The 22,304-nt window shown below is 67.8% G+C and carries 21 protein-coding genes; 12 read left to right on the forward strand and 9 right to left on the reverse strand.

The features are described 5' to 3' along the window. Positions 1 to 108: 108 nt before the first annotated feature. Positions 109 to 420, forward strand: coding sequence for a hypothetical protein (locus AC1RNC_RS11915; protein WP_492840375.1), 312 nt, complete (start codon positions 109 to 111; stop codon positions 418 to 420). A 251-nt stretch (positions 421 to 671) separates the two neighbouring features. After that, positions 672 to 971 (forward strand): hypothetical protein, encoded by a 300-nt coding sequence (locus tag AC1RNC_RS11920; protein WP_492840377.1) that lies wholly within the window; start codon positions 672 to 674, stop codon positions 969 to 971. Positions 972 to 1,138: 167 nt separating this feature from the next. Here the strand turns inward: AC1RNC_RS11920 and AC1RNC_RS11925 are convergent, their stop codons facing one another. The 3 genes from AC1RNC_RS11925 to rpmB all read right to left on the reverse strand — a co-directional run bounded on the left by AC1RNC_RS11925 (position 1,139) and on the right by rpmB (position 3,307). Then, positions 1,139 to 2,497 carry a hypothetical protein gene (locus AC1RNC_RS11925; RefSeq protein ID WP_492886434.1) on the reverse strand — a complete coding sequence of 453 codons (1,359 nt, stop codon included), beginning with the start codon at positions 2,495 to 2,497 and terminating at the stop codon, positions 1,139 to 1,141. Positions 2,498 to 2,505: 8 nt separating this feature from the next. Beyond that, positions 2,506 to 2,814 (reverse strand): hypothetical protein, encoded by a 309-nt coding sequence (locus tag AC1RNC_RS11930; protein WP_492886436.1) that lies wholly within the window; start codon positions 2,812 to 2,814, stop codon positions 2,506 to 2,508. A 187-nt stretch (positions 2,815 to 3,001) separates the two neighbouring features. Next, positions 3,002 to 3,307: a 50S ribosomal protein L28 gene (gene rpmB / locus AC1RNC_RS11935; protein ID WP_492840381.1), complete on the reverse strand. Its 306-nt coding sequence runs from the start codon at positions 3,305 to 3,307 to the stop codon at positions 3,002 to 3,004. Between the two features lie 259 nt (positions 3,308 to 3,566). On the opposite strand from rpmB, the gene AC1RNC_RS11940 reads away from it, so the two are divergent. Then, a complete protein-coding gene (locus AC1RNC_RS11940) occupies positions 3,567 to 4,073 on the forward strand; it encodes a DUF3617 domain-containing protein (protein WP_492840383.1) in 507 nt (168 codons plus the stop codon). A 169-nt stretch (positions 4,074 to 4,242) separates the two neighbouring features. Here the strand turns inward: AC1RNC_RS11940 and AC1RNC_RS11945 are convergent, their stop codons facing one another. Next, positions 4,243 to 4,818, reverse strand: coding sequence for a methylated-DNA--[protein]-cysteine S-methyltransferase (locus tag AC1RNC_RS11945; RefSeq protein ID WP_492886439.1), 576 nt, complete (start codon positions 4,816 to 4,818; stop codon positions 4,243 to 4,245). Between the two features lie 83 nt (positions 4,819 to 4,901). Between AC1RNC_RS11945 and AC1RNC_RS11950 the strand changes: the two genes are divergently transcribed. Genes AC1RNC_RS11950 through AC1RNC_RS11960 form a run of 3 tightly spaced genes read left to right on the forward strand, consistent with a single transcriptional unit; the run spans position 4,902 to position 9,427 of the window. After that, entirely contained in the window at positions 4,902 to 6,536 is a 1,635-nt protein-coding gene (locus AC1RNC_RS11950; RefSeq protein WP_492886441.1) for an amidohydrolase, read from the forward strand. 48 nt (positions 6,537 to 6,584) lie between these two features. Beyond that, positions 6,585 to 9,143 carry a helicase-related protein gene (locus tag AC1RNC_RS11955; protein WP_492886443.1) on the forward strand — a complete coding sequence of 853 codons (2,559 nt, stop codon included), beginning with the start codon at positions 6,585 to 6,587 and terminating at the stop codon, positions 9,141 to 9,143. Further along, the gene (locus tag AC1RNC_RS11960; RefSeq protein ID WP_492886445.1) at positions 9,140 to 9,427 is read left to right on the forward strand and encodes an RNA-binding S4 domain-containing protein; all 288 of its coding nucleotides are present in this window, start codon (positions 9,140 to 9,142) and stop codon (positions 9,425 to 9,427) included. Before AC1RNC_RS11955 ends, AC1RNC_RS11960 begins: the two co-directional genes overlap by 4 nt. Here AC1RNC_RS11960 and AC1RNC_RS11965 read toward each other — a convergent pair. Both AC1RNC_RS11965 and AC1RNC_RS11970 read right to left on the reverse strand, forming a co-directional pair. After that, complete coding sequence (locus AC1RNC_RS11965) at positions 9,406 to 10,758, reverse strand: ATP-binding protein (protein WP_492886447.1); 1,353 nt, start codon at positions 10,756 to 10,758, stop codon at positions 9,406 to 9,408. The two genes, AC1RNC_RS11960 and AC1RNC_RS11965, sit on opposite strands and share 22 nt — an antisense overlap. 36 nt (positions 10,759 to 10,794) lie before the next feature. Next, on the reverse strand, positions 10,795 to 12,897 hold the full coding sequence (locus AC1RNC_RS11970; protein ID WP_492886449.1) for a putative bifunctional diguanylate cyclase/phosphodiesterase: 2,103 nt from the start codon (positions 12,895 to 12,897) through the stop codon (positions 10,795 to 10,797). Between the two features lie 261 nt (positions 12,898 to 13,158). Here AC1RNC_RS11970 and fdxA point away from each other — a divergent pair, with 261 nt between their 5' ends. The 6 genes from fdxA to AC1RNC_RS12000 all read left to right on the forward strand — a co-directional run bounded on the left by fdxA (position 13,159) and on the right by AC1RNC_RS12000 (position 18,091). Continuing rightward, positions 13,159 to 13,500: a ferredoxin FdxA gene (gene fdxA, locus AC1RNC_RS11975; RefSeq protein WP_492840397.1), complete on the forward strand. Its 342-nt coding sequence runs from the start codon at positions 13,159 to 13,161 to the stop codon at positions 13,498 to 13,500. Between the two features lie 460 nt (positions 13,501 to 13,960). Then, positions 13,961 to 14,464, forward strand: a complete 504-nt coding sequence (locus tag AC1RNC_RS11980; protein ID WP_125155284.1) for a CarD family transcriptional regulator — start codon at positions 13,961 to 13,963, stop codon at positions 14,462 to 14,464. A gap of 147 nt (positions 14,465 to 14,611) precedes the next feature. Continuing rightward, positions 14,612 to 14,974 (forward strand): BlaI/MecI/CopY family transcriptional regulator, encoded by a 363-nt coding sequence (locus AC1RNC_RS11985; RefSeq protein ID WP_492840401.1) that lies wholly within the window; start codon positions 14,612 to 14,614, stop codon positions 14,972 to 14,974. Then, the gene (locus AC1RNC_RS11990) at positions 14,971 to 16,191 is read left to right on the forward strand and encodes a TonB family protein (RefSeq protein WP_492886452.1); all 1,221 of its coding nucleotides are present in this window, start codon (positions 14,971 to 14,973) and stop codon (positions 16,189 to 16,191) included. The genes AC1RNC_RS11985 and AC1RNC_RS11990 overlap by 4 nt, the downstream gene beginning before the upstream one ends. 107 nt (positions 16,192 to 16,298) lie before the next feature. Then, on the forward strand, positions 16,299 to 17,588 hold the full coding sequence (locus AC1RNC_RS11995) for a DUF5690 family protein (protein WP_492886454.1): 1,290 nt from the start codon (positions 16,299 to 16,301) through the stop codon (positions 17,586 to 17,588). A 113-nt stretch (positions 17,589 to 17,701) separates the two neighbouring features. Then, positions 17,702 to 18,091, forward strand: a complete 390-nt coding sequence (locus AC1RNC_RS12000; protein WP_492886456.1) for a DUF6491 family protein — start codon at positions 17,702 to 17,704, stop codon at positions 18,089 to 18,091. Here the strand turns inward: AC1RNC_RS12000 and AC1RNC_RS12005 are convergent. The 3 genes from AC1RNC_RS12005 to AC1RNC_RS12015 are packed head-to-tail and all read right to left on the reverse strand — an operon-like array spanning position 18,088 to position 22,245. Continuing rightward, positions 18,088 to 19,107, reverse strand: coding sequence for an acyltransferase family protein (locus AC1RNC_RS12005; protein WP_492886458.1), 1,020 nt, complete (start codon positions 19,105 to 19,107; stop codon positions 18,088 to 18,090). The two genes, AC1RNC_RS12000 and AC1RNC_RS12005, sit on opposite strands and share 4 nt — an antisense overlap. Positions 19,108 to 19,147: 40 nt before the next feature. Beyond that, positions 19,148 to 20,515 carry a DUF1501 domain-containing protein gene (locus AC1RNC_RS12010; protein WP_492886460.1) on the reverse strand — a complete coding sequence of 456 codons (1,368 nt, stop codon included), beginning with the start codon at positions 20,513 to 20,515 and terminating at the stop codon, positions 19,148 to 19,150. 8 nt (positions 20,516 to 20,523) lie between these two features. Next, positions 20,524 to 22,245, reverse strand: coding sequence for a DUF1800 domain-containing protein (locus AC1RNC_RS12015; RefSeq protein ID WP_492886462.1), 1,722 nt, complete (start codon positions 22,243 to 22,245; stop codon positions 20,524 to 20,526). Positions 22,246 to 22,304: the final 59 nt, after the last annotated feature.

The raw sequence follows: 22,304 nt of genomic DNA on the forward strand, positions 1-22,304 counted from the left end.
ACCATATACTTATGGATCCCGACGGACGACGAGGCGAGATCCTGGGGGCCGTCAGAGGAACGCGTCGGGAGGCGGTTGAACTCAACCTCCTTTCCGGGACTACACAACATGATCCGTCTGCTCGTTATCGCCATCACGGCCCTCATGGCCACCACCGCCGCCACCTCGGCCAGCGCTGGCGAAATCAAGGTCAAGGTCGCCGGCCGCGACACCGCCACCGTCCATGCCGAAATCGTCCAGGCCGCCAAGCAGCTGTGCCAGGAAGACCTGTTCGGCAACCCCTACGCTGTCCAGATCGCCCCCTACTGCGTGCGCGACATCGCTCGCGACGCCATCAGCCGCGCCCACAGCCGCGACCTGATCGCCTACGACAAGGCCCAGGGCCGCGGCGTCTATTTCCTGAAAATCGCCACCCGCTAAGAGCGGTCGACGCTTCCCGACAGAGCCCGCGAAACCCCCATTTCGCGGGCTTTTTCTGGTCTGCAATCGGTTGTTCGCACGCGCAATAACGCCCAACTCCACCTTGGGTGCACTGCAACATAATCGTTGATAACCCATGCGAACGTTGCTATAGGCGACGAGACGGGCTGAGCAGGCGATAGACCGGGGACGGGCCGTCAGAGGAACGCGTCTGGAGGGGGTTGAACCCAACCCTCTTTCGGAACATCGACATGATCCGCTCCATCGTTCTGGCCGCCTCGGCCATCGCCCTGTTCGCCGCCGCTCCGGCCTCGGCCGCCGAAGTCCGCGTCAAGCTCGCCGGCAAGTCGGCCGCCGAAGTCCGCGCTGAAATCGTCAAGGCCGCCTCGACCGTCTGCTGGCAGGACGTCCGTGGCGAAGCCCTCGCCGGCTACCTGTACCCGGCCTGCATCCGCGCCTCGGTCAACGACGCCGTGTCGAAGATCAACAACCCGGCCCTGAGCGCGTTCAACTCGGCCAACCCGGCTTCGGGCGCCGTCGTCGCGCGCTAAGCGACCCCAGGCTTTAGTACCAAGCGTAACAGTACCAAGCTTACCAGTACCAAGCGTTCAAAACCCGCCGCGGCTCAGTCGCGGCGGGTTTTGCTTTGTCTGAGGCGCGCCTCCCCGCCTCCCCGCCTCCCCGCCTCCCCGCCTCCCCGCCTCCCCGCCTCCCCGCCTCAGTCGGTGCGTTCGTCCACGATCCGGCGCAACTGCAAAAGCAATGCGCCCGACGCCCCGACCTCCTCGGCTAGGGCGAGGAAGTCCCGCGCCTCGTCGACCGCGCCAAAATTGGCGCCGCCCAGCCCCGCCAGAGGATTGGACGCTGGAATGTCCACTGACCAATGTTCGAAGACCTCCGTGAACAGGTCGGGGTATTTGTCCAACGGATCGCTTCTGAAGGTCGCCGCCAGGAAGGCCATGACATCCGCCATCGCCGCTTCGATCGCTGGTAGGAATGCTCGCAGGTGGGCGTCGATCTCTCGCAGCACCTCGCTCATTCGATCAAGGTTCGCCTGAGGAGGCTCCTCCTCGCGCGACCACAGCCGAGCCAGGGTGTAGGTCATCTGGTGTTGGGTCATTCGCAGGCGGATGTTGTCGACAATGCCTTGCAGCGCCAGTTCGACGTCCGCGACAGGGGAGACCTCACCCGCCGCCAAGGCCAGCCCGATCCGACGGCAACGCGCGATGTAAGTGCTCGCCAAGGACATGCGCGCATGTTCGAGCGCGAAGACCCTCAGATCCAGCGGACTGGAGCTCTCACGCCCCATAGCGGCCACGGTCGGGTTGATGAGAACATTCAGAGCGAAGAGATCCGCCCCTATTTCCTCGCGAATATGGGCGGGATCACAGAGCGGAAGGCGCTCCGGTCCGATAAAGTAAGTGGATGCATTCTGGAATCGAGGAGCCTGCTTGACGAGGGCCAGGATCCCACGCGCCAGCGCGCCTTCAATCAGCTCGTCAGAGAAACCCCGAGCGAAACGCGCGCTGACCTTGTCCGCGCTAACGACCGCATGACCAACCTCATGGGCCAGAGCGAAGAAGCGACTTATAATGTAGGCGCAATCCGCTATGTCCGCCGAACCCCGAAAGATCTCGACGAGGTCATGCGATGGGTTGGCCGGTGGCGGAACTGTCGCCAGAACCTCCGCGAACGCAGCAGCCGCGCCCTCATCACTCCCGGGCCGCAAAGCGAACTGGGCCACGGTCCTGAACAGGGTGCGACGCGCAACCAGCCGCAGACCCTCTCCCTCATAGAGGCCGGTGAACAGCCTGCGGAAGTCCTCGAAGGCCCGCGCCTGTCGTGGGTTCATCACGACGACGAGGGCGTCGGGATGCTTGAGGCAGAAGACGGAAGGGCGTCCACCGTCGACAGTGCTTATCAGCAACGGCGTTTCCGACTCGACGTTTAGACTCTCAGCGACAAGAGCGAAGGTCCAATCGTCCTCGCCCTCGCCCGCATAGGGCCGCACGTCGGCTCGGCCGCCCATGGCGAGGCGGGCGGCACGCAGCAGTCGCGTGGTCTGAGCCGGATCCACGGCGACGCCTATGTCGAGAGGCGCTTGGCCATCAGCTCGCGCAGGATCTCAAGATCCTTTTCCTGGGGGTTCTCGATGATGATGTCGCCAATCTGAATCTTCGTGACCCCACCTCGATCGATATGTTTGGCGATCAGGGTCACGAAGTTCGGCAGAGCCTGGACCGCCAGCGTGGCGAGAACGATCCAGACTGATGAACTGCCGTCGAAATTCTTCCTCTCCATCGCATCAACCGGTTCGATGGCGAGCGAGCCAAGTTCTTCCCGTACGGTCGCCAGGAGGTCAGGCGCGCACTCGAGCAAAATGTCCTCGGTCATAGATCCTCAGCTTCCCTGAAATCACAGCCTGCATCCGCAGGGCGTAACAACCCAAGGAAGCGCACATTGGGAGGCGGGTCGAGTCTTGGATTGAGCGCGCCTGAACCGCCAGCCGAGGACCCACGACGAAAAGCCCGCCGGGATCGCTCCCGGCGGGCTTTCAATCGTCAGTCGAGACCGTAAAGCCTTAGGCGGCTTGGGCGGTCGCGGCGGCCTTGGCCTTGGCCTTGACCTGGGTCTTGATCTTCAGGGCGCGCGGCGACAGCTGCTCGTCCTTGGCGCCCAGCAGGAACACGTCCAGGCCGCCCTTGAAGTCGAGGGTGCGCAGGGCCGCGTTGCTGATGCGCAGCTTGAAGCTCTGGCCCAGCGACTCCGACTGGAGCGTGGCGGGCGACAGGGCCGGCAGGAAACGGCGCTTGGTCTTGATGTTCGAGTGGCTCACATTGTGGCCGACCATCGGACCGATACCGGTAAGTTCGCAACGGCGCGACATGGTGGTTACCTTGGCTTGGGCGAAACCGTCTGGCTCGGTGAAGAGCCTGGTCCCGATAAGATATGAATTCGGACACGCGACTGGACCAGGCCGACCGCGCGAGAGCGGGCGATATAGGCGAAGGGTCGCCCCCGAGTCAAGGCGTCTGGCCAAGGATCCCCGCGCCGGCGTCCGACAAGGAACCGGTCGCCCAACCTCCGCCTTCAAGCAGGGTTCATATGCCTCTCTATATAGGAGCGGTATGAAGGAGACCCGCCGCATGCGTTCGACCGCCCTCGCCGCTTCCATTCTGGTCCTCGCCACGGGAGGCGTTCTTGGGGGCGTCGCCCTCGCCCAGCCCGCGGTCCACGCGGCGGCCGCCAAGACCTCGGCCTCAAGCAAGGCGACGATTCTCCCCGGCCAGTGGGAGTACGACTACAAGGTCGGCGTGATCCCGGTCAGCAGCGAGCGCAAATGCCTCAAGCCGGCCGACGCCGAGCAGTTCTCGCGCGGCATCTGCACCCGGCGCTATCGCTGCGACTACACCACCAATGTGGTCAAGGACGGCAAGATCCAGCTGAAGGGCACCTGGACCGACAAGAAGGACCGCGTCTCGCCGGTCACGGCCGAGGGCAGCTACACGCCCGAGAGCTTCAAGATGGACATCCACATCAAGACCATCAGCGGCATGAACCTGGCCGGCAGCATGAACGCCAAGCGCGTCGCGGCCGAGTGCGCGCCGGAAGAGAAAACGGCGGAAAAGGCCCCGGAAACGACATCGAGGTAACGCCGCTCGGCGAAACCGATTTGTGGTTAATCCGCTTTAAGCTACAATAGCTTGTAGGGAACAAACACTGAATCGGCCGACGTCGCTGATTCGGTCATGATTCGTTTCGCCCCTGTTCGAGGAAGCGTTATCTTGCGTTAAGAGACGTGGGCGGAGGGTCGTCTGGACCTCAGCCCCCACGCCGCGGCGCGACCGAGAATTCCAGGTCGAACAGCGTCGGGACCTTGTCGGTCCGCGCCTTCTCGATCGTCAGCAGTCGGGCCTTGGTCTCGGCGCCGCCCGGCGCGGAAAAGCCACCCATATGGCCCGAGGCGCCCAGCACCCGGTGGCAGGGCACCACGATCGGCCAGGGGTTCTCGCCCAGGGCCTTGCCGACGGCCCGCGCCGCGCCCGGCTCGCCCATCGCTTTCGCCACCTCGCCATAGGTCGAGGTCTCGCCCGGCGTGATGGCCCGGGCGATCTCATAGACCCGCAGGTTGAAGGCTGGCTGGCCGTCCAGGTCGAGCGGGATGTCGGTCAGGTCGTCGCGGTCGCCGGCCAACAGTCCGCGGATACGCTCCATGACCGTCTCGATCTCGGCGGTCGGCTCGTCTTCGACCGCATCGGGGAAGCGCTTGCGCAATCTGGCCCAGGCCGCGCCGGGCGAGCTCTCCGGCAGTTGCACACCGATCAGGCCGCGTTCGCCCCAGGCGACGCCACAGCGGCCGATGATCGTATCGAACAGGACAAAACGCTGGGCGCTCATGACGAAAAACTAGCAGGCCTGTTGCGACTTGGGAGGGGCGCGCCGTACGTTTTCCGAAACTTGCTAAGCTTCGGAGGTCGCCTTTGCGCCGGATCCTACTCGCCGCCCTGCTGGCCGCGACCTCTTTCACGGCCGCGAACGCCGGCGACATCCTGATCCACGGCGGCCCGATCCACACCGGCGTCGACGCCAAGCCGACCGCCGAGGCGGTGCTGCTGCGCGACGACAGGATCCTGTTCGTCGGCGATCTCGCCACCGCCAAGGCCAAGGCCGCGAAGGACGTTCGCGACATCGACCTGAAGGGCTCGGCCGCCTATCCGGGCTTCGTCGACGCCCACGCCCACCTGACCGGCATCGGCCTGCGCGAGCTGACCCTCAATCTCGATCAGGTGAAGTCGGTGGCCGAGCTGGTCGACGCCGTGAAGGCCTATGCCGCCACCCACCCGGAGGGCGCGATCTATGGCCGGGGCTGGATCGAGACCCACTGGCCCGAGAAGCGCTTCCCGACCAAGGCCGACCTGGACGCGGCGGCGCCGGGGCGGATCGTGGTGCTGGGACGCTCGGACGGCCACGCCAGCGTCGCCTCCAGCGCCGCCCTGGCCAAAGCCGGGATCACCGCCGCCACCGCCGCGCCGGCCGGCGGCCAGATTCTCAAGGGCCCCGACGGCCAGCCCGACGGCATGCTGATCGACCACGCCCAGTCCCTGGTGGCGAACGTCATCCCGCCGCCCAGCGAGGCTCTTAAGCGTGAAGCCCTGCGCAAGGCCGGCGCGCTCTACGCCGCGCGCGGCTGGACCGGCCTAGCCAATATGAGCGTCATGGCCGACGATCTCGCCTTGCTGCGCGATGAGGCCGCCAAGGGAAGCTTCCACATCCGCGTCGACAACTACATGGACCCCAGCGGCGCGGCCGAAGTGCTGAGCCAGGGTCCGCGGACCGATGCGACCGGCCTGATCCGGACGCGCGGGATCAAGCTCTATATGGACGGCGCCCTGGGCTCGCGCGGCGCGGCCCTGCTGGAACCCTACAGCGACGCCGAGGGCCTGGGCCTGCAGCTGACCCCGCGGGACAAGGGTCTGGAGTTGATGAAGCAGGCCAAGGCCGTGAACGCCCAGGTGGCCATGCACGCCATCGGCGACCGCGGCAACCGCATGACCCTGGACTGGTTCGAGCAGAGCCTGGCCGGAGACACGACGGCCCGCTGGCGGATCGAGCACGCCCAGATCGTCGCCGACACCGACGTGCCGCGCTTCGCCAAGCTGGGCGTCATCGCCTCAATGCAGCCCAGCCACGCGATCGGCGACCTCTATTTCGCCCCCGCGCGCCTGGGTAAGGCCCGCCTGCACGAGGGCTATCGCTGGAAGGACTTCCTGAACGCCGGCGTCGTGGTCGCGGCGGGCTCGGACGCCCCGGTCGAGGTCGGCGATCCGCGCATCGAGTTCTACGCCGCCGTCTATCGCCACGGGCTGGACGGCTTCGCCAACGCCGACTGGCATCTGGAAGAAGCCGTCACCCGCGCCGAGGCCCTGAAGATGCTGACCCTGGCGCCGGCCTACGCCGTGTTTCGCGAGAAGGAGCTGGGCACGCTGGAGGCCGGCAAGAAGGCCGACCTCACCGCCTTCGACAAGGACTTGATGACGGTCGAGCCCAAGGAGATCCTGACGGCTCAGCCGGTGCTGACCGTGGTGGACGGCAAGGTGGTGTTCAGCCGACCGTAAGCACCGCTGCCGCTTGCCTCGTCACGATTCCCGCCCCACCTTGAATCCATGAGTGATCGTTCGACCGGCCTGGCTCCTTCGAAGCTGACCGCGGTCCTGGGCCCGACCAATACCGGCAAGACCCACCTGGCCGTCGAACGGATGCTGGCCCACGGGTCGGGGATGATCGGCCTGCCGCTGCGGCTGCTGGCGCGCGAGATCTACGACCGGGTCGTCAAGCTGCGCGGCAAGGCCTCGGTGGCGCTGATCACCGGCGAGGAGAAGATCGTCCCCGCGCGGGCGGTCTATTTCGTCTGTACGGTCGAGGCCATGCCGCTGGCCCGCGAGGTCGAGTTCCTGGCCGTCGACGAGATCCAGCTGTGCGCCGATCCCGAGCGCGGCCACATCTTCACCCATCGGCTGCTGCATGCGCGCGGCAAGTTCGAGACCATGTTCCTGGGCGCCGGGACCATGGCCCCGCTGGTGCGTCGACTGCTGCCGGACGCCGAGATCGTGTCGCGGGAGCGGTTCAGCAACCTCTCCTACGCCGGCTCCAAGAAGCTGACCCGCCTGCCGCGGCGGACGGCGATCGTCGCCTTCTCCACCGACGCGGTCTACGCGATCGCCGAGCTGATCCGGCGCCAACGCGGCGGGGCGGCCGTGGTCATGGGCAGCTTGAGCCCCCGCACCCGCAACGCCCAGGTGGCGCTCTACCAGTCGGGCGAGGTCGACTTCCTGGTCGCCACCGACGCCATCGGCATGGGCCTGAACATGGACGTCGACCACGTGGCCTTCGCCGGCCTGCGCAAGTTCGACGGCAAGCGCACCCGCTGGCTCTATCCGCAGGAGGTCGGCCAGATCGCCGGCCGGGCGGGACGCTATACCCGCGACGGCACCTTTGGTGTGACGGGCGACTGCGAGGAGATCGACGAGGATCTCGTTGAAGCGGTCGAGAGCCACACCTTCGAGCCGATCCAGGCCGCCGAGTGGCGCAACGCGCGGCTGGACTTCGGCTCTCTGCCCGGCCTGCTGCGCTCGCTGAACGAGACGCCCAAGCGCAATGGCCTGTCGCTGTCGCAGGAGGCCCTGGACGAGCGCACCCTGCGCGCCCTGGCTCAGCAGGAAGACGTCATCAAACGCTGCAAGACCGACCGCTTGGCCCTGCTGCGGCTGTGGGACGTCTGCCAGACTCCGGACTTCCGCAAGACCACCGATGACGACCATCAGCGCATGGCGCGCACCCTGTTCGACGACCTGACCACCGGCCGCAAGCGCCTGCCCGAGGACTGGATCAACAGCCAGTACAAGGCGCTGGACCGCGTCGACGGCGAAATCGACAGCCTGGCCGGCCGGCTGTCGGGCGTGCGCACGCTCAGCTACATCGCCAACCGCCCGGACTGGGTGGCCAATCCCGCCCATTGGCAAGGCCTGACCCGCCAGCTTGAGGACCGGATCAGCGACACCCTGCACGAAAAGCTGATGGCCCGGTTCATCGACCGGCGCACCAGCGCGCTGATGAAGCAGCTGGGCGAGCGCGAGACGCTCTATGCCGGCGTCGGCCAGGACGGCGAGGTCACGGTCGAGGGTCACGTGGTCGGCCACCTGTCGGGCGTGGCCTTCACCCCGGTCAAGGCGACCTCGCCCCTGGAAGAGAAGGCCCTGCGCAACGCCGCCCAGCGCGCGGTCGGGCCCGAGATCGCCAAGCGTTTGGGCTTGCTGGCCAGCGAAGCCGACGACGCGTTCGCCCTGACGCCCGACGGCGCGATCCTGTGGCGGGGCGAGGCGGCCGGGGCCGTGCGCCGCGACCTGCCCCTGCTGTCGCCCCGCGCCCGCCTGCTGGGCGAGCTGGGCCCCGCCGCCGTGCGCGAGCGAGCCGAGCGGCGGCTGGACGCCTTTCTCGCCTCGGAGGTCGACAAGCACCTGGCCCCGTTGCGCAAGCTGGAGCGCGCCCTGGCCGGCGGCGAGCTTCGCGGCCTGCCGCGCGGCGTCGCCCACCGCCTGCTGGAAGCCGGCGGCGTGCTGGACAAACGCCCCGTCGATCCGGAGCTGAAAGCGCTGAGCCAGGCCGAGCGCCGCACCCTCAAGAGCCTGGGCGTGCGGATCGGGGCCTTCAGCCTCTATTGCCCCGCCGTGCTGAAGGCCGAGGCGATCGCCGCGGCCCGCGCGTTGAACCCGACCGGCTGGCGCGGCGCGCTGACGACCCTGGAGCCCCTGCCCTCGCCCGAGCCCTCGGCCCGCGAACTGTCGGCCAGCGGGCTGCGCGCCGTGGCCGGCTTCAGCATTCCGGTCGAGGCGCTGGAGGCGCTGGACGCCCTTTTGCGCGCCGAGCAGCAGCACGGCGGGGTGGTGCTGACCGACGCGGCGCTGGAGACGCTGGGCTGGACAGCCAAGCAGGCCTCCAACGTCCTGCGCGCCCTCGACTACACCCCCGCCATCCGCGCCAAGCCCGATCAGCCGATCGTCTGGAAGCGCCGTGGGGCCGCCAAGCTGGACCAGACCCCCGTCAAGGCGCGCCCGGACTCGCCGTTCGCGGCCCTGGCCAAGCTGACCGAACCGCCGCCCAGGCGAAAGAAGCCGCGCCGCCGCAAGCCGGCCGCCCAGGCGGCTGGTAAGCAGGCCGCATCATGACGGATATCCAGGGAGACTCCGTCCGCGCCGACGTGTGGCTGTGGCGGGCCCGCTTTTTCAAGACCCGCTCGCTGGCCGCCAGGTTCGTCGACGAGGGCCGCATCCGCCTGACCCGCTCCGGAACCGAGAGCCGCATCGACAAGCCCTCGCGCGCCGTCAAACCCGGCGATGTCGTGGTGTTCGGTCTTGGCGGCCGCCTGATCGCCGTGCGGGTGCTGGACTGCGGCGAACGCCGGGGCCCGGCGACCGAGGCGCGCGGGCTCTATGAGGCGGTGGAGGGGTAACCCTCCGACATCGCCACCGGCGGCCAGATTCTCGCGCTGACGCCGCCGCCTTCACGATTGCCGATCACCAGCCTGCCGCCGAAGCGCTTGATCAGGCGCTCGGCGGTGGGAATGCCCAGGCCGAAGCCGCCGGTGTCGCGGGCCCGCGCGGCGTCGCCTCGGAAGAACGGTTCGTAGATGCGGGCCATGGCGTCGGCGGTCAGGCCCGGTCCCTGGTCCAGCACCTCGATCAGCGGCCCCTCCGGACCGTCCGCGACAAGCCGGACGCGCGCCTGGCCACCGAAGCGCACGGCGTTGTCCACCAGCCGGATCAGCGCCTGCTCCAGCGGCCCGCGATGGGTGGTCACTTCCAGGGCCTTGCCGCCTTCGTAGCGCACCACGTCCGGCCACCGCGCCGTCACGCCCAGGATCAACGACGGCAGGTCGACGACCTCGGCGGTGCTGGCCGAGTGCTGGGCCCGCAGCCAGTCAGACAGCGACCGCAGCATCGCGTCCAGCTCGCCGACATTGTCGGCCACCAGGGCCTTGATGTCGTCCGGCTCGATATAGTCCGCCGCCAGGGTCAGGCGGGCCAACGGCGTGCGCAGGTCGTGGCTGAGCGCCTCCATGGCCCGGGCCTGGTCCTCGATCAGACCGGCGATGCGGCGCTGCATGTCGTTGAACGCCCGGCCCAGTTCGACGAGGTCGTTGGGGCCCTCGACCAGGATCGACGACGGGGGGCTCGCGCCGACGTGGCGCGAGGCCTCGGTCAGGCGGCGCAGGGGCTCGCCCAGCTGGCGCAGAGCGTAGGCGCCCAGGGCCACGCAGGCCAGGGAGAAGACCAGCGTCGTGGCCACCGCGCGCAGGGCGATCGGCCAGGGCCGGGGGAAGTTGCGCGAGCGGAAGGTCAGCCACCGGCCGTCCTCCAGCCCCATGACCCCGACCAGGTCGCGGCCGCCCTCGGGCCGGCTTTCGGACCACAGGCGCAGCGGCCGCGCGGCGAGGCTCGGCTCCCATTGGCGGACATAGTCGGCGATGGCGCTGGCCTCGGCCATCCGGGTCCGGGTGACCGGCGGCCCTTCCGGCGGCAGGATCACGACCTTGGCCTCCATGTAGTGCGAGGTCATGACCTTGTCGAAATCGGCCTCGCCCAGCCTGGCGACCCGCTGGCCGACGACCAGCAGTTCGCCGATCCGCCGGGCGTGGTCCTCGCGCAGGGTCTGGCGATCGATGGCGCTATAGAAGGCGACGCTGGCGCAGAGCTGCACCAGCACGACGGCGACCACCACCCAGATGGACCGCCCCACGAAGCCGCGAGACCGCCACGGCGCCTTTCCCATCGTCAGAGTCATGCCCGAAGGCTATACGAGACCGCGGGCCCGAGGCCACTAGGGGTTGACCCCGAACCCCTTCAGAAAGCCCGCCACCTCGCTCGCCGGCATCGGCCGGCCGAAGTGGTAGCCCTGGACCTGGTCGCAACCATAGTGTTCCAGCGCCTTCAGCTGCGCGGCGTCCTCGACCCCTTCGGCGACCACCTTCATGCCCATGGATGTGCCGAGCGTGATCACCGCCTTCACGATGGCCTCGTCCTCGGTGTTCTGGACGAAGGACTTGTCGATCTTCAGGCGGTCGATCGGAAACTGGCGCAGGTTGGCGAGACTGGCATAGCCCGTGCCGAAGTCGTCCAGCGCGATCATCACGCCCGCCTGGTGCAGGCGGCGGACGGTGTCGCTGACCAAGTCCGAGCCCCAGCCCATATAGACGTTTTCGGTGACCTCGATGGTCAGGCGCTCGCACGGCACGTTCCAGCGGGCCAGGCGCTCCTGGATCTCCTCGGCCAGGCGGCCGGACCGGAACTGGGCCGAGCTGATATTGACCGCCACGCGGCCGAACTCGACGCCGTCGTCCAGCCACCGGCGCATCTGCCTCAGAGCCGCCTCGAAGGCGACGTCGCCCAGCTTCAAGGAAAGGTCCTGGTCCTCGAACGCCGCCATGAAGCGGGCCGGGGTCAGCACGCCCTGCTCGGGGTGAACCCAGCGCATCAGGGCCTCGAAGCCGGCGACCTTGTTCTCGCGGATGTCGACCACCGGCTGGTAGAACAGGGTGAACTCGTTCTCGACCAGGGCCGCGCGGACGTCGCGCAGCAGCTCCAGCCGCCGCTCGACCTCGGAGCGCATCGACGGCTCGAACACGATGCTGCGGTTGCGGCCGGCCTCCTTGGCGCGATAGAGCGCGATGTCGGCGTTCTTGATCATGTGGGCCGGATCGGCGTCCGGGTCGCCGTGCAGAGCGGCCCCGATGCTGGCGCTGGCCGTGAAGCTGCGGCCGCCGTGCTCGATCGGCTGACGCAGCAGGTCCTGCAGCTTGCCGATCGGTCGGGTCATGTCGGCTTCGCCGTGCAGGCCGCGCAGAATCACCGCGAACTCGTCGCCGCCCAGGCGCGCCACCGTGTCGTTGCTGCGGAAGGCGCGCTGCAGCATGCCGGCCAGGCGCTTGAGCAGGGCGTCGCCGGCGTCGTGGCCCAGGCTGTCGTTGATGTCCTTGAAGTGATCGACGTCGATCATGATCAGGCCGAACATCTCGCCCAACGTCTCGGACGCCGCCACCGCCTCCTGGAAGCGGTGCTGGAACAGGGCGCGGTTGGGCAGGCCCGTCAACGGATCCTTGAACGCCAGGGTCTCGATCGCCTCGGTCTGGCGACGGCGGTCGGTGATGTCCTTGAACAGGTTGACCAGCTTCTCGGGCTTGCCGTCGGCCCCGACGAACACCTTGCCCACCGAGCGGACCCAGGTCTCGACCCCGTCCTCGCGATTGAGCTTGAACTCGAAGACCCTCGCCTCGCCGATCTTGCGGGTGGCCACCAGGTTGGCGCAGCGCTGGCGGTCCTCGGGATCGACGATCTCCAGCGGATCGTCCTTGAAGCTGCAGTACTTCTGCAGCTCGGGCGCGTGGCCCGAGAAATAGACCTCCTTGGTCCGCAGGTCGTATTCGCGGACCAGCAGGTCGTCGAGCTCAAGGGCCATGGTCAGGCGCTGCTTGTCCCGCTCGGCGCGCAGCACGCTGTCGGCATAGCCGGTGACATCGCGCGCGGTGACCATCACCGCGTAGGTCTCTTCGCTCCCCGGAGCGCCGTCCCGGCAGGCGCTGAACTCGGTGCGCCAGACGTGCTGCGCGCCCTCGGCGTCGACGGTCGGCAGGTAGCGCGAGAAGGCGATCCCCGCCTCGGCGCAGATTAGCAGCGACCCGACGTCCTCGGACGCCACCAGACCGCCCGCTCCAGCGTCTCCGCCGAGGGCCAGGCCGGGCGCGATGCCCTGCCGGGCCCACTCGCGGCTGACGGCGACCAGCACAAGGTCGCGATCCAGCAAGGCCGCGGCGAATGGAATCTCCCCAATGAACTCGCCGAACGCGCGGGCGCGCGCCTTGGCCAGGGCGCGCCTGGCGCCGTCGGGTTCCGGAATCGGTTGGGCGGCCAAGGCTTCAATCTTCATGCGTGTCGGCTTCCCGACTTGTTTTTATTGAGCGTTTCCAGTCCCACATATTGGCGTTCGTTCGATAAGAAAGTGTTCTCGGCGCTCCACGCCATCGGGCGCTTTGTCGCGCCCGTCGGAAGGCTCGACCGCGGAAAGACCCCAGACTGGCGACGCATAGAGAATTCCTGGGCGCGCGTGCGGCCAAGCCGCATTGACAAGCGGGCCCTAGGCTTCGAAAACGCGCGCGCCGAACTTCGTCCGACATCATTCGAGTTTTCGATGACCTACATCGTCACCGACGCCTGCGTCCGCTGCAAGTTCATGGACTGCGTGGAGGTTTGCCCGGTCGATTGCTTCTACGAGGGCGAGAACTTCCTCGTCATCAATCCCGACGAATGCATCGATTGCGGCGTCTGCGAGCCGGAGTGCCCGATCGACGCCATCAAGCCGGACACCGAGGACGAACCGGACGGCAAGTGGCTGAAGATCAACGCCGACTACGCCAAGGTCTGGCCGAACATCACCGTCAAGGGCGAGCCGCCCGCCGACCGCGAGGATTTCGAGCGCGAGACCGGCAAGTTCGAGAAATACTTCAGCGAAAAGCCCGGCAAGGGCTCGTAAGCTCGCCAGCACGCCCGTTTCTGGTGGGACATCAGAAACGGGTCAGCAGGCTCCGCTTCCAGCACTAGAAGCATGGCGGGCGTCGAAACCGCTTACATTTTCGACTGCCACGCCCCGTCTCGATTTCTCAAGCTTGATCCCCCGCCAAGCCCCGAAAGCTTGGCGGCGCTCCGCCTTTGCCGGACGCAACCCTTTCATAGGGCTGAATTTTATGCTATTGTCGCTGTCGACGTGACGGTTGCGGCTAATCGCGACAGTCCGTCTTGTCGAAGAAGCCGTTTCAGCAAACCAGTTTGAGCCGGCTCGCCCGATCGAAGGCGAAGGGTGTCTTAGAGATCTATTCCCAATCCTGACAGGCCTGGCCCCGCGCACATTCTTCCGCGGAGCAAGAACCTGTCGTTTTTGATTTGGAATGGACACGGCGTTCGGGCCCCGCGGGCCTGCATAGATGAGGACGAACATGAGCAAGAGCGGTCTGGAATTCTCGGTCAGCGACCACGTCGTTTACCCCGCGCACGGCGTTGGCACCATTCAGGCGGTCGAGACCCAGGAAGTGGCCGGTATGTCGCTCGAAGTCTACGTCATCACCTTCGACCACGAAAAAATGACCCTCCGCGTCCCGACCAAGAAGGCCAAGACGGCCGGTCTGCGTCCGCTGGCGGAAGGCGGCACCGTTTCGCAAGCCCTCACCACCCTGAAGGGCCGCGCTCGCGTGAAGCGCACCATGTGGTCGCGCCGCGCCCAGGAATACGAAGCCAAGATCAACTCGGGCGACCTGATCTCGATCGCCGAGGTGGTCCGCGACCTGCACCGCGCCGAGAACCAGCCGGAACAGTCCTACTCGGAACGCCAGCTGTATGAATCGGCCCTGGACCGCATGGCCCGCGAAGTCGCCGCCATCGAGCGCATCGACCGCGAAGCCGCCATCGGCATCCTGACCAAGTCGCTGGTCAAGGCCGCTTAAGCGACCTCTTCCGATCCGGTTACCGAAAACGCCCCTCGCCTCGCGGGGGGCGTTTTTGTTTGCTCACGCCTCCGAAGAACGGTGGTTGACCACAGCGATGACAAGTGTCAACGTCGATTCGTTGACAACTGTCATCGAGATGCGACCATGAAGATCAGCTCGGCGGAAAGCGTCGTGATGGAGGCGCTGTGGCGGCGCAGCCCCCTGACCTCGGAGGCCATCATCAGCGAGGTCGGCGAGCCCCAGGGCTGGACCGAGGGCACGGTCAAGGTGCTGATCAGCCGCTTGGTCAAGAAGAAGGCGGTCGCCGCCCAGGCCGACGGCCGCCGATATCTCTATTCGCCGCTGGTCTCGCGTCAGGCCTATGTCGGGACCGAGAGCCAGGGCCTGTTGGATCGCCTGTTCGGCGGACGGCTGGCGCCGCTGGTCACCCACTTTTCCGAAAGCGACAAGCTCAGCGACGAGGACATCGCCGAACTGAAGGCCCTGATCGAGAAGATCGGCAAATGAGCGCGGCGATCCTTTCCGCCCTCCTCCAGGCCAACTTGGTTCTCGCCCTCGCCGTCCTGGCGATCCTGGCCCTGCGCCGGCCCGTGCGGGAGCGCTTCGGCGCGTTAGCGGCCTACGTCCTGTGGCTCGTCGCGCCGGTTTGCCTGCTCGCCGGCTTGCTGCCCGTCCATGCCCCGCCGGCGATCGCGGCGCCGGTCGTCACCCTGGTCGGAGCCGGCGCGCGCGGCCTCGCCCCCGTCGCCCGACAGGCGGCCAGCCTGACGCCCCTGCTGATCGCGGTCTGGATGGGCGGGGCGCTGGTCACCGCGGCCCTGTTCGCGGTGCGCCAGGTTCAATTCGTCCGCGCGCTCGGCCGCCTGACGCCGCTGGACAGCGATCCCGATATTCTGCGCGGCGAGCACCTGGGCGGCGGACCGATGCTGCTGGGCGCCATTCGACCGCGCATCGTCGTCCCGACCGACTTCGAGACGCGCTTCACCGGCCCGGCTCGCCGTCTGGTCCTCGAACATGAGCGCGTCCACCAGACGCGTGGCGACGCGGCGGTCAACGGGCTGGTGGTGGGCCTGCGCTGCCTGGCCTGGTTCAACCCCCTGGCCCATCTGGGCGCCCGCCGTCTCCGCGTCGACCAGGAGATCGCCTGCGACGCCGCCGTCACCCTGGCCAGGCCCGACGACCGGCGGCTCTATGCCGAGCTGCTGCTGGGCGCCGCCATGACCCCTTTTTCCGCGCCGTTCGGCTGCCATTGGCCGGCGACCGGCGTCCATCCCCTGAAGGAGAGACTGACGATGCTGAACAATATCTCCACGACGACCGCCCGCCGGCGCGCGGGTCTGGTCCTGGTCGGGGCGATCGCCCTGGCCGGCGCCGGGACGGTCTGGGCCGCCACCCCCGCGCCCGCCAAGCCTTCGCTCATCGCGCCGGATTGGGCCACGAAGCCGACCGCCCAGGATCTGGTGCGCTACTATCCGGCCGAGGCCGCAAAGGCGCACCTCCCCGGCCGGTCGACGGTCAGTTGCGACGTCAAGCTCGACGGGCATCTGGAGAACTGCACGGTGCTTTCGGAAAGCCCGACGGAGGCTGGCTTCGGCGAGGCGACCCTGGCGCTGACCCAGTACTTCCAGATGAAGCCGGCCTCGCTGGACGGCAAGCCGACCGCCGGCGGCAAGGTCACAATTCCGATCGTTTTCCAGGTCGGCCCGAACGCCCCCAGCCGATAGCCTGCCCTGAAGGCGCTCCGACCACGGAGCGCCTTCGTTCCCTCGATTGCCCGCGCCCGACGAAGCAGGCTAGCTGAGGAGCTTCAGCCTCGGGGACGAAAATTCGCATGGACGCCAGGGCCGAAGCCAACGCCCCGCGAGGCGCGGTCACCCGCTTCCTGGCCTCGGCCTCGCCTTGGGTGTTCGCCCTCTACGGCGGTCTTTCGTCGTTCGCCGTCTATTTCGCCATGTTCGGCTATCGCAAGCCGTTCGCCGCGGCCGCCTTCGCCCATCCCGACGGCTGGCCGTTCGCCTTCGACTTCAAGATCGCCCTCGTGATCGCCCAGGTCGCCGGCTACGCCACCGCCAAGTTCATCGGGGTCAAGGTGATCTCGGAGATGCGGGCCAGCCGTCGGGCCGTGGCGATCCTGGGCCTGATCTTCGGGGCCCAGATGGCGCTGCTGCTGTTCGGCCTGCTGCCCGCGGCGATCGGGCCGATGGCGCTGTATCTGAACGGCCTGTGCCTGGGCATGATCTGGGGTCTGGTCTTCGGCTTTCTCGAGGGCCGCCGCCTGACCGAGGTGCTGGGGGCCATGCTGTGCGCCAGCTTCATCCTGTCGTCGGGCGTGGCCAAGTCGGTCGGCAAGATGCTGCTGCTGTCGAATGTTGACGAGAAATGGATGCCGGCCGTGGCGGGTCTGGTCTTCACGCCGCTGATGCTGATCGCCGTGATCGCCCTGGCCCAGTTGCCGCCGCCCTCGCCCGCCGACGAGGCCGAGCGCGTACGTCGCGCGCCGATGAACGCCAAGGATCGCGCCGCCCTGTTCGCCGCCCACGCCCCGGCCCTGATCCTGCTGATCGCGGTCTATGTGATGCTGACGGCCCTGCGCGATTTCCGCGACAACTTCTCGGCCGAGATCTGGGCCGAGCTGGGCTTTCCGAACGCCGCCTCGATCTTCACCCTGTCGGAGTTGCCGGTGGCCGCCATCGTTCTGGTCGGCCTGGCCGCCCTGATGGGGGTCAAGGACAACCGTCGCGCGGTGGCGTTCAACCTCGGCTTCGTGGCGCTTGGCTTCGTCCTGCTGGGCGCCTCGACCCTGGCCTACCAACTGCACGTGCTGCCGCCGGTCTGGTGGATGATCCTGGCTGGCGCCGGACTCTACATGGGCTACACGCCGTTCAACGCCATGCTGTTCGACCGGATGATCGCCGCCACCGGCAAGGTCGGCACGGCCGGCTTCCTGATCTATGTGGCGGACTCGTTCGGCTATGTCGGCAGCATCTCGCTGCTGCTGGTGAAGTCGTTCGGTCACTTCGACATCGCCTGGGGCCAGTTCCTGGCGTTCGGGGCCTATGTCGCCTGCGGCCTCGGTTTGGTAGGCCTGTTCTTCGCCAACCGCTTTCTAGCGAAGCTCTGACACGGCCCTGGTCGGCATGGCGATCTTGCGGCTGGCCAAGCCCGGCGCCACTTGAGTTCCACAGGCTTCGGCGCGAAAACTTCAGCGGCGGGCGCCCTTCGGAGTCAGAGTTCATGCATGTCCTGATCGCCTCGGCGGCCGTGCTGGCCGTCCTTGCAGCCGCCCCGGCCCACGCGGCCGACAAGCCGCAAAAGCCCAAGCCCGATCGCAGCCAGTGCTTCCGGGCCGATGACATCAACGGCTTCAGCGTCGTCGACGATCGGACTGTCGACGTCTCGATCGGCCCACGCAATGTCTGGCGCCTGACCCTGTTCTCGCCGGCCCGCGACATCGACACCAGCCTGCGCATCGGCGTCGAGGCGCGCGGCGGTTCGTGGGTGTGTCAGGGCATGGACGCCACGGTGATCGCGCCAGGCCCGATCGGCGTGCAGCGCTATCCGGTAACCGAGGTCCGCAAGCTGTCGCCGGAAGAGCTGGCCCCGAAGAAGAAGCCGAAGCCCTAAAGCGGCTGATCGACCGGCGCGGGGACTGGGCTCACCGCGCCGGGCAGCCGCGCCTTCAGGCGCAGGGCGGGTTTCTCGACCAGGAACCACGACGCCGCCGCGAACGGCAGGGTCAGGGCCAGTGACGTCAGCACGTTGAGGCGACCGTGCTCGGCCAGCACCTGCTGCAGCGGGAAGCTGTAGATGTAGAGGCCATACGACAAGTCGGCCGGCAACCTTGGCGCCGTCATCCGCCCCAGGGCCACGACGGCCAGGGGCAGACCCAGGAACCAGGCCGGCGTCGGCAGCAGCGCCAGGCCGATCGTCGCCGTCCAGGCTGGCGGCTTCGCCCTGAACGCCTCGAGCGCCGCGCCGCACAGGAACAGCCAGCCGTTCAAGGTCGCCAGCGAGGCCAGCCGCGCCAGTTCGCCCCGCGCGTCGAGGCCGGTGAAGTGGACGACCATGAACGCCCCGCCCACCAGCAGCGCCAGCCCGGCCAGCACCGGCGCGCGGACCAGCCGCAGGGCGCCGAGAGCGGCCAGACCCAGATAGGCGGTGAACTCCAGCCGCAGGCTCCACAGCGAGCCGTTGACCACATCGGGATAGGGCGCATCGGAGAAGACGCCCGGCAGGTCGTAGGTGACCGCGTAGAGGCTGAGGTTCTTCAGGACATAGAGCAGCGGCGCGGCGCCGCCGAAATAGTCCGCGACCGGCAGGCGGCTGACCAAAGGTCCCAGCACGAAGGCGGTCAGCAGCAGGGCGGCCAGCAGGCCCGGCGCGATGCGCAGCACCCGCTTGGCCAGGAACGCGCCGACGCCGGGGGTGCGGCGCAGGCTGGCGGTCACCAGATAGCCGCTGATCACGAAGAAGATCCCGACGCCCAGGGTTCCCAGATCAGGGCCTAGGGGATCGGGTCCCCATCCGATCATCCAGGGCGCGGCGCCGTTCAGCACGCGGGCGTGGTGAACCACCACCAGCGCGGCCGCGATCAGCCGGAGGTGATCGAAGCCATTCGCTGCTGGGCCGGGCCGAGACACGCACCTTGCTTAAGGGCGCCCGTCCCGGCCTGGCAAGCCGTCAGCTAAATAGCGGCACCGGTCCACGCCCGCCGCCGTTCCAGGCGCCCCAATTCGGAAACACATAGGGCAGATCGGCGGCGCTGACGCCGTACCACTGGGCGATGGCCCCGATATATTCCTCGGTGGCGATCGAGGGGATCCAGCGGCCGTCGTTGGAGGCGTCCTCCGGGCCGCCGAAGGTCACGTCCGGATAGCGGCCGTGCACCTTGCCGTTGGCGAGCGCCCCGCCGACCACCAGGTGGTTCGAGCCCCAGGCGTGATCGCTGCCGCCGCTGGCGTTGCCTTTGTAGACGCGGCCGAAGTCCGACATCGTGAAGGCGGTGACGTTGTCCTGCAGGCCCAGGGCCTTCATGGCGTTGTAGAACCCGGCCAGGGCGTTGCCGAGATCAGCATAGAGGTTCTTGTGCGCCGCCACCTGGTTGGTGTGGGTGTCGTAGCCGCCCTGACTGACGAAGAAGGTCTGCTTGGCGTGGCCCAGGGTGTTGCGCGCCTCGATCATCCGGGCCGCGCGCAGCAGTTGGCGGGAGATGTCCGAGGTCAGGGCCGCGCCGGTGGCCGGGTTGACGAAGTACTTGTCCACCGCCGAGGTCGTCGCCGTGATGATGCTGTTGGCCTGCACCGCCTGGGCGTAGGCCGAGGACATGCCCCTGCCGGTCAGGTCGGTGATCGCGCCGTACGACGAGGCGTCGGCGAAGACGTCCAGGGCGGCCTGGCGGGCCTTCACCGCCGCGTCGGTGCTGGCGGCGTTGTAGCCGTTGCGGACGATCGAGCCCGACGACGGCAGGATCAGCGGCGCGGTGCGGTCGCCGATCAGGGCCAGGTTCGAGCCGCCGATCGAGATCAGCGGCGGCAGGTTGGCCGCGCCGCCGGCGCGGTCGTGGATTCGCCCCATGTAGCCGTCCTTGTTGGTGGCGCGCATGCGCATGCCCTGCCACTGGTTCTGCTGGTCCTCGTGGGACATCAGGTTGACCGGGCGCAGGTCCGGGCGGCTGGTGTAGAGGGCCTTGGTCAGGGGCGCGAACAGGGTGCCGGTGTTGAGCACCACGCCCAGGCCGCCGTCGTCCCAGACCGACTTCAGGGCGGTCATCGAGCCGTGCAGGCCGAAGGCCGTGCCGGTCAGGGGCACGAGGCTGCTCTGAGCCAGGGCCAGGCTGGCTCCGCGCTGCTTGGCGTAGTCGGCATAGCGGCCGTCGGTGGGCGCCACCATGTTCCAGGCGTCGTTGCCGCCGAACAGGAAGACTCCGACCATGGCGCGGTAACCGCCGCCGTCGGCGGCGAGCGCGCTGGAGAGGCCCAGTTGCCCCAGAGCCGCGACGGCCGAGCCGCCCGCGACCATCTGCATGATTTCGCGACGAGAAACGGTCATGGTTAAGCCTACCGATCGACTTGGAAGAGCGGCGACGACGCCGCGATGTAGAGGGCGACCTGGGCGCGCTTGCGGGCCTGCAGGGCGGGGTCGGTGTTCTTGACGGCGGCCATGGCGGTCGTCAGCGCCTGGCGCTGGGCGGACGTCATCGTGCCGTTCAGCAGAACGAGGTTGATGCGGTCGATGGTCTTGCCATCGTTCGTCCCGCTGGCTTCCCAGCTGGCCCAGTTGGGGATCGTGCCGGTGGCGCCGAGGGTCGGCTTGAACTCGTTGCGCGTGGCGTCGCCGCCGACCGTCCAGTCGTAGAGGAAGTTGTGGCGGGCGATGATCGTGGAGGTGGTCATCAGCTTGGTGACCGGGCTGAGCAGACCCGCGCCTTGCGGCAACGGGAAGTCGTAGGGGTAGTAGTTGAACACCGATGGCGCGCGGAACGGGGCCTGGCCCATGCCGGCGTCGCGCGTCGTGAAGGCGTAGCCGTCGGTCGTGTAGCCGATCGCCCGGGCCAGCGACGTGACCAGCAGCACCGGCTCCTTGACCTTGCCCGGCAGTTGCGAGCCGGCGCGGGCCTCGCTGTCCAGGTAGATCGCCTTGACCACCGCCTTCATGTCGCCGCGCACGCCCGCGCCGTTGTCGGCGAAGACGGCCGCGACCCGCCCGACATAGGCCGGAGTCGGATTGGCGATGGTCAGTTGCTGGATCAGCCGCTTGCAGATGTAGGGGCCGGTGTTGGGGTGGTTGAACACAGCGTCCACCACGGCGTCGACGCTGGCCTGCTGGGTGGCGTTGGCCGGCACGGTCTTGCCCAGGAAGCTCTTGGCGCCCGCGTCGTAGCGCGCGGCATAGACCACCATCGGCTTGGTCCAGTCGCGGTTGGTGTTGTCGGTCAGGGCCGCGCCGTTCAGGCGGGCGTAGGTCCAGCCACTGAGCGCCCGGGCCACTTCCTTGACGTCGGTGTTGCTGTAGGTGGCGATCGTCGCGCCGGCGTTGTCCGTCTGCGGCGTGCCATCGGGGTTCAGCAGGACCGTGCCGACCGAGAACAGCTGCATCAGTTCGCGGGCGTAGTTCTCGTTGGGCTGGCTCTTGTTGCTGTCGGCCATGTCCAGGTAGTCGCCCATGTACGGGTTCAGGGTGACGGCCTTGAGGATGTCGCGGTAGTTGCCGAAGGCGTTGCTCAGCAGGATCTGGTTGAAGGCCGCCAGGCCGGCGGTGTTGCCGACGTCGACGGCCGAGGCGACGACGATCTGCGACAAGGCGAAGGCGACTCGCTGGCGCAGCTGGTCATCCTTGCCGATCGCATTGGCGTAGAACCGCATCTGCATCGGCGTGGCCGTGAAGTTGTCGCGATTGCAGTTGGTCAGATCGATCCCGGTCAGGGTCGAGCAGAAGTTGCTCGGCACGGGCTTGGCCGCCATGTCGGCGTAGCTGCTTGAGGACAGCGCCAGTTGCTCGTTCAGCCAAGCTTCCGCGCCGCCCAGGGCGTAAATATGATCGATCAGCTCGAGCGTCGGCCCAAAGCTGCCCTGCTTGGCGAGGCGGGCGGCCGTTTCGCGGGTGAAGTCCCCCGACGCCGCCGGCGAGGTGCCGCCCAGACCGCCGGTCGCGATCGACGCGGGCTTTTCAGCGCTGGACGATCCGCCGCCGGTGTTCCCGCTTGAGCCTCCGCCGCCACAGGCGGTGAGGAAGAAAGCCAAACTCAGCGCGGCCGCCGAGCCAAAGTCCTGTTTACGCATGACAAGGTCCCTGACGCGCCGCGAGAGGCCGACGCGCCTTAAGCTGGAAAGCCAGGAAA

The sequence above is a fragment of the Caulobacter sp. GW822-FHT01G02 genome, assembly GCF_058802865.1.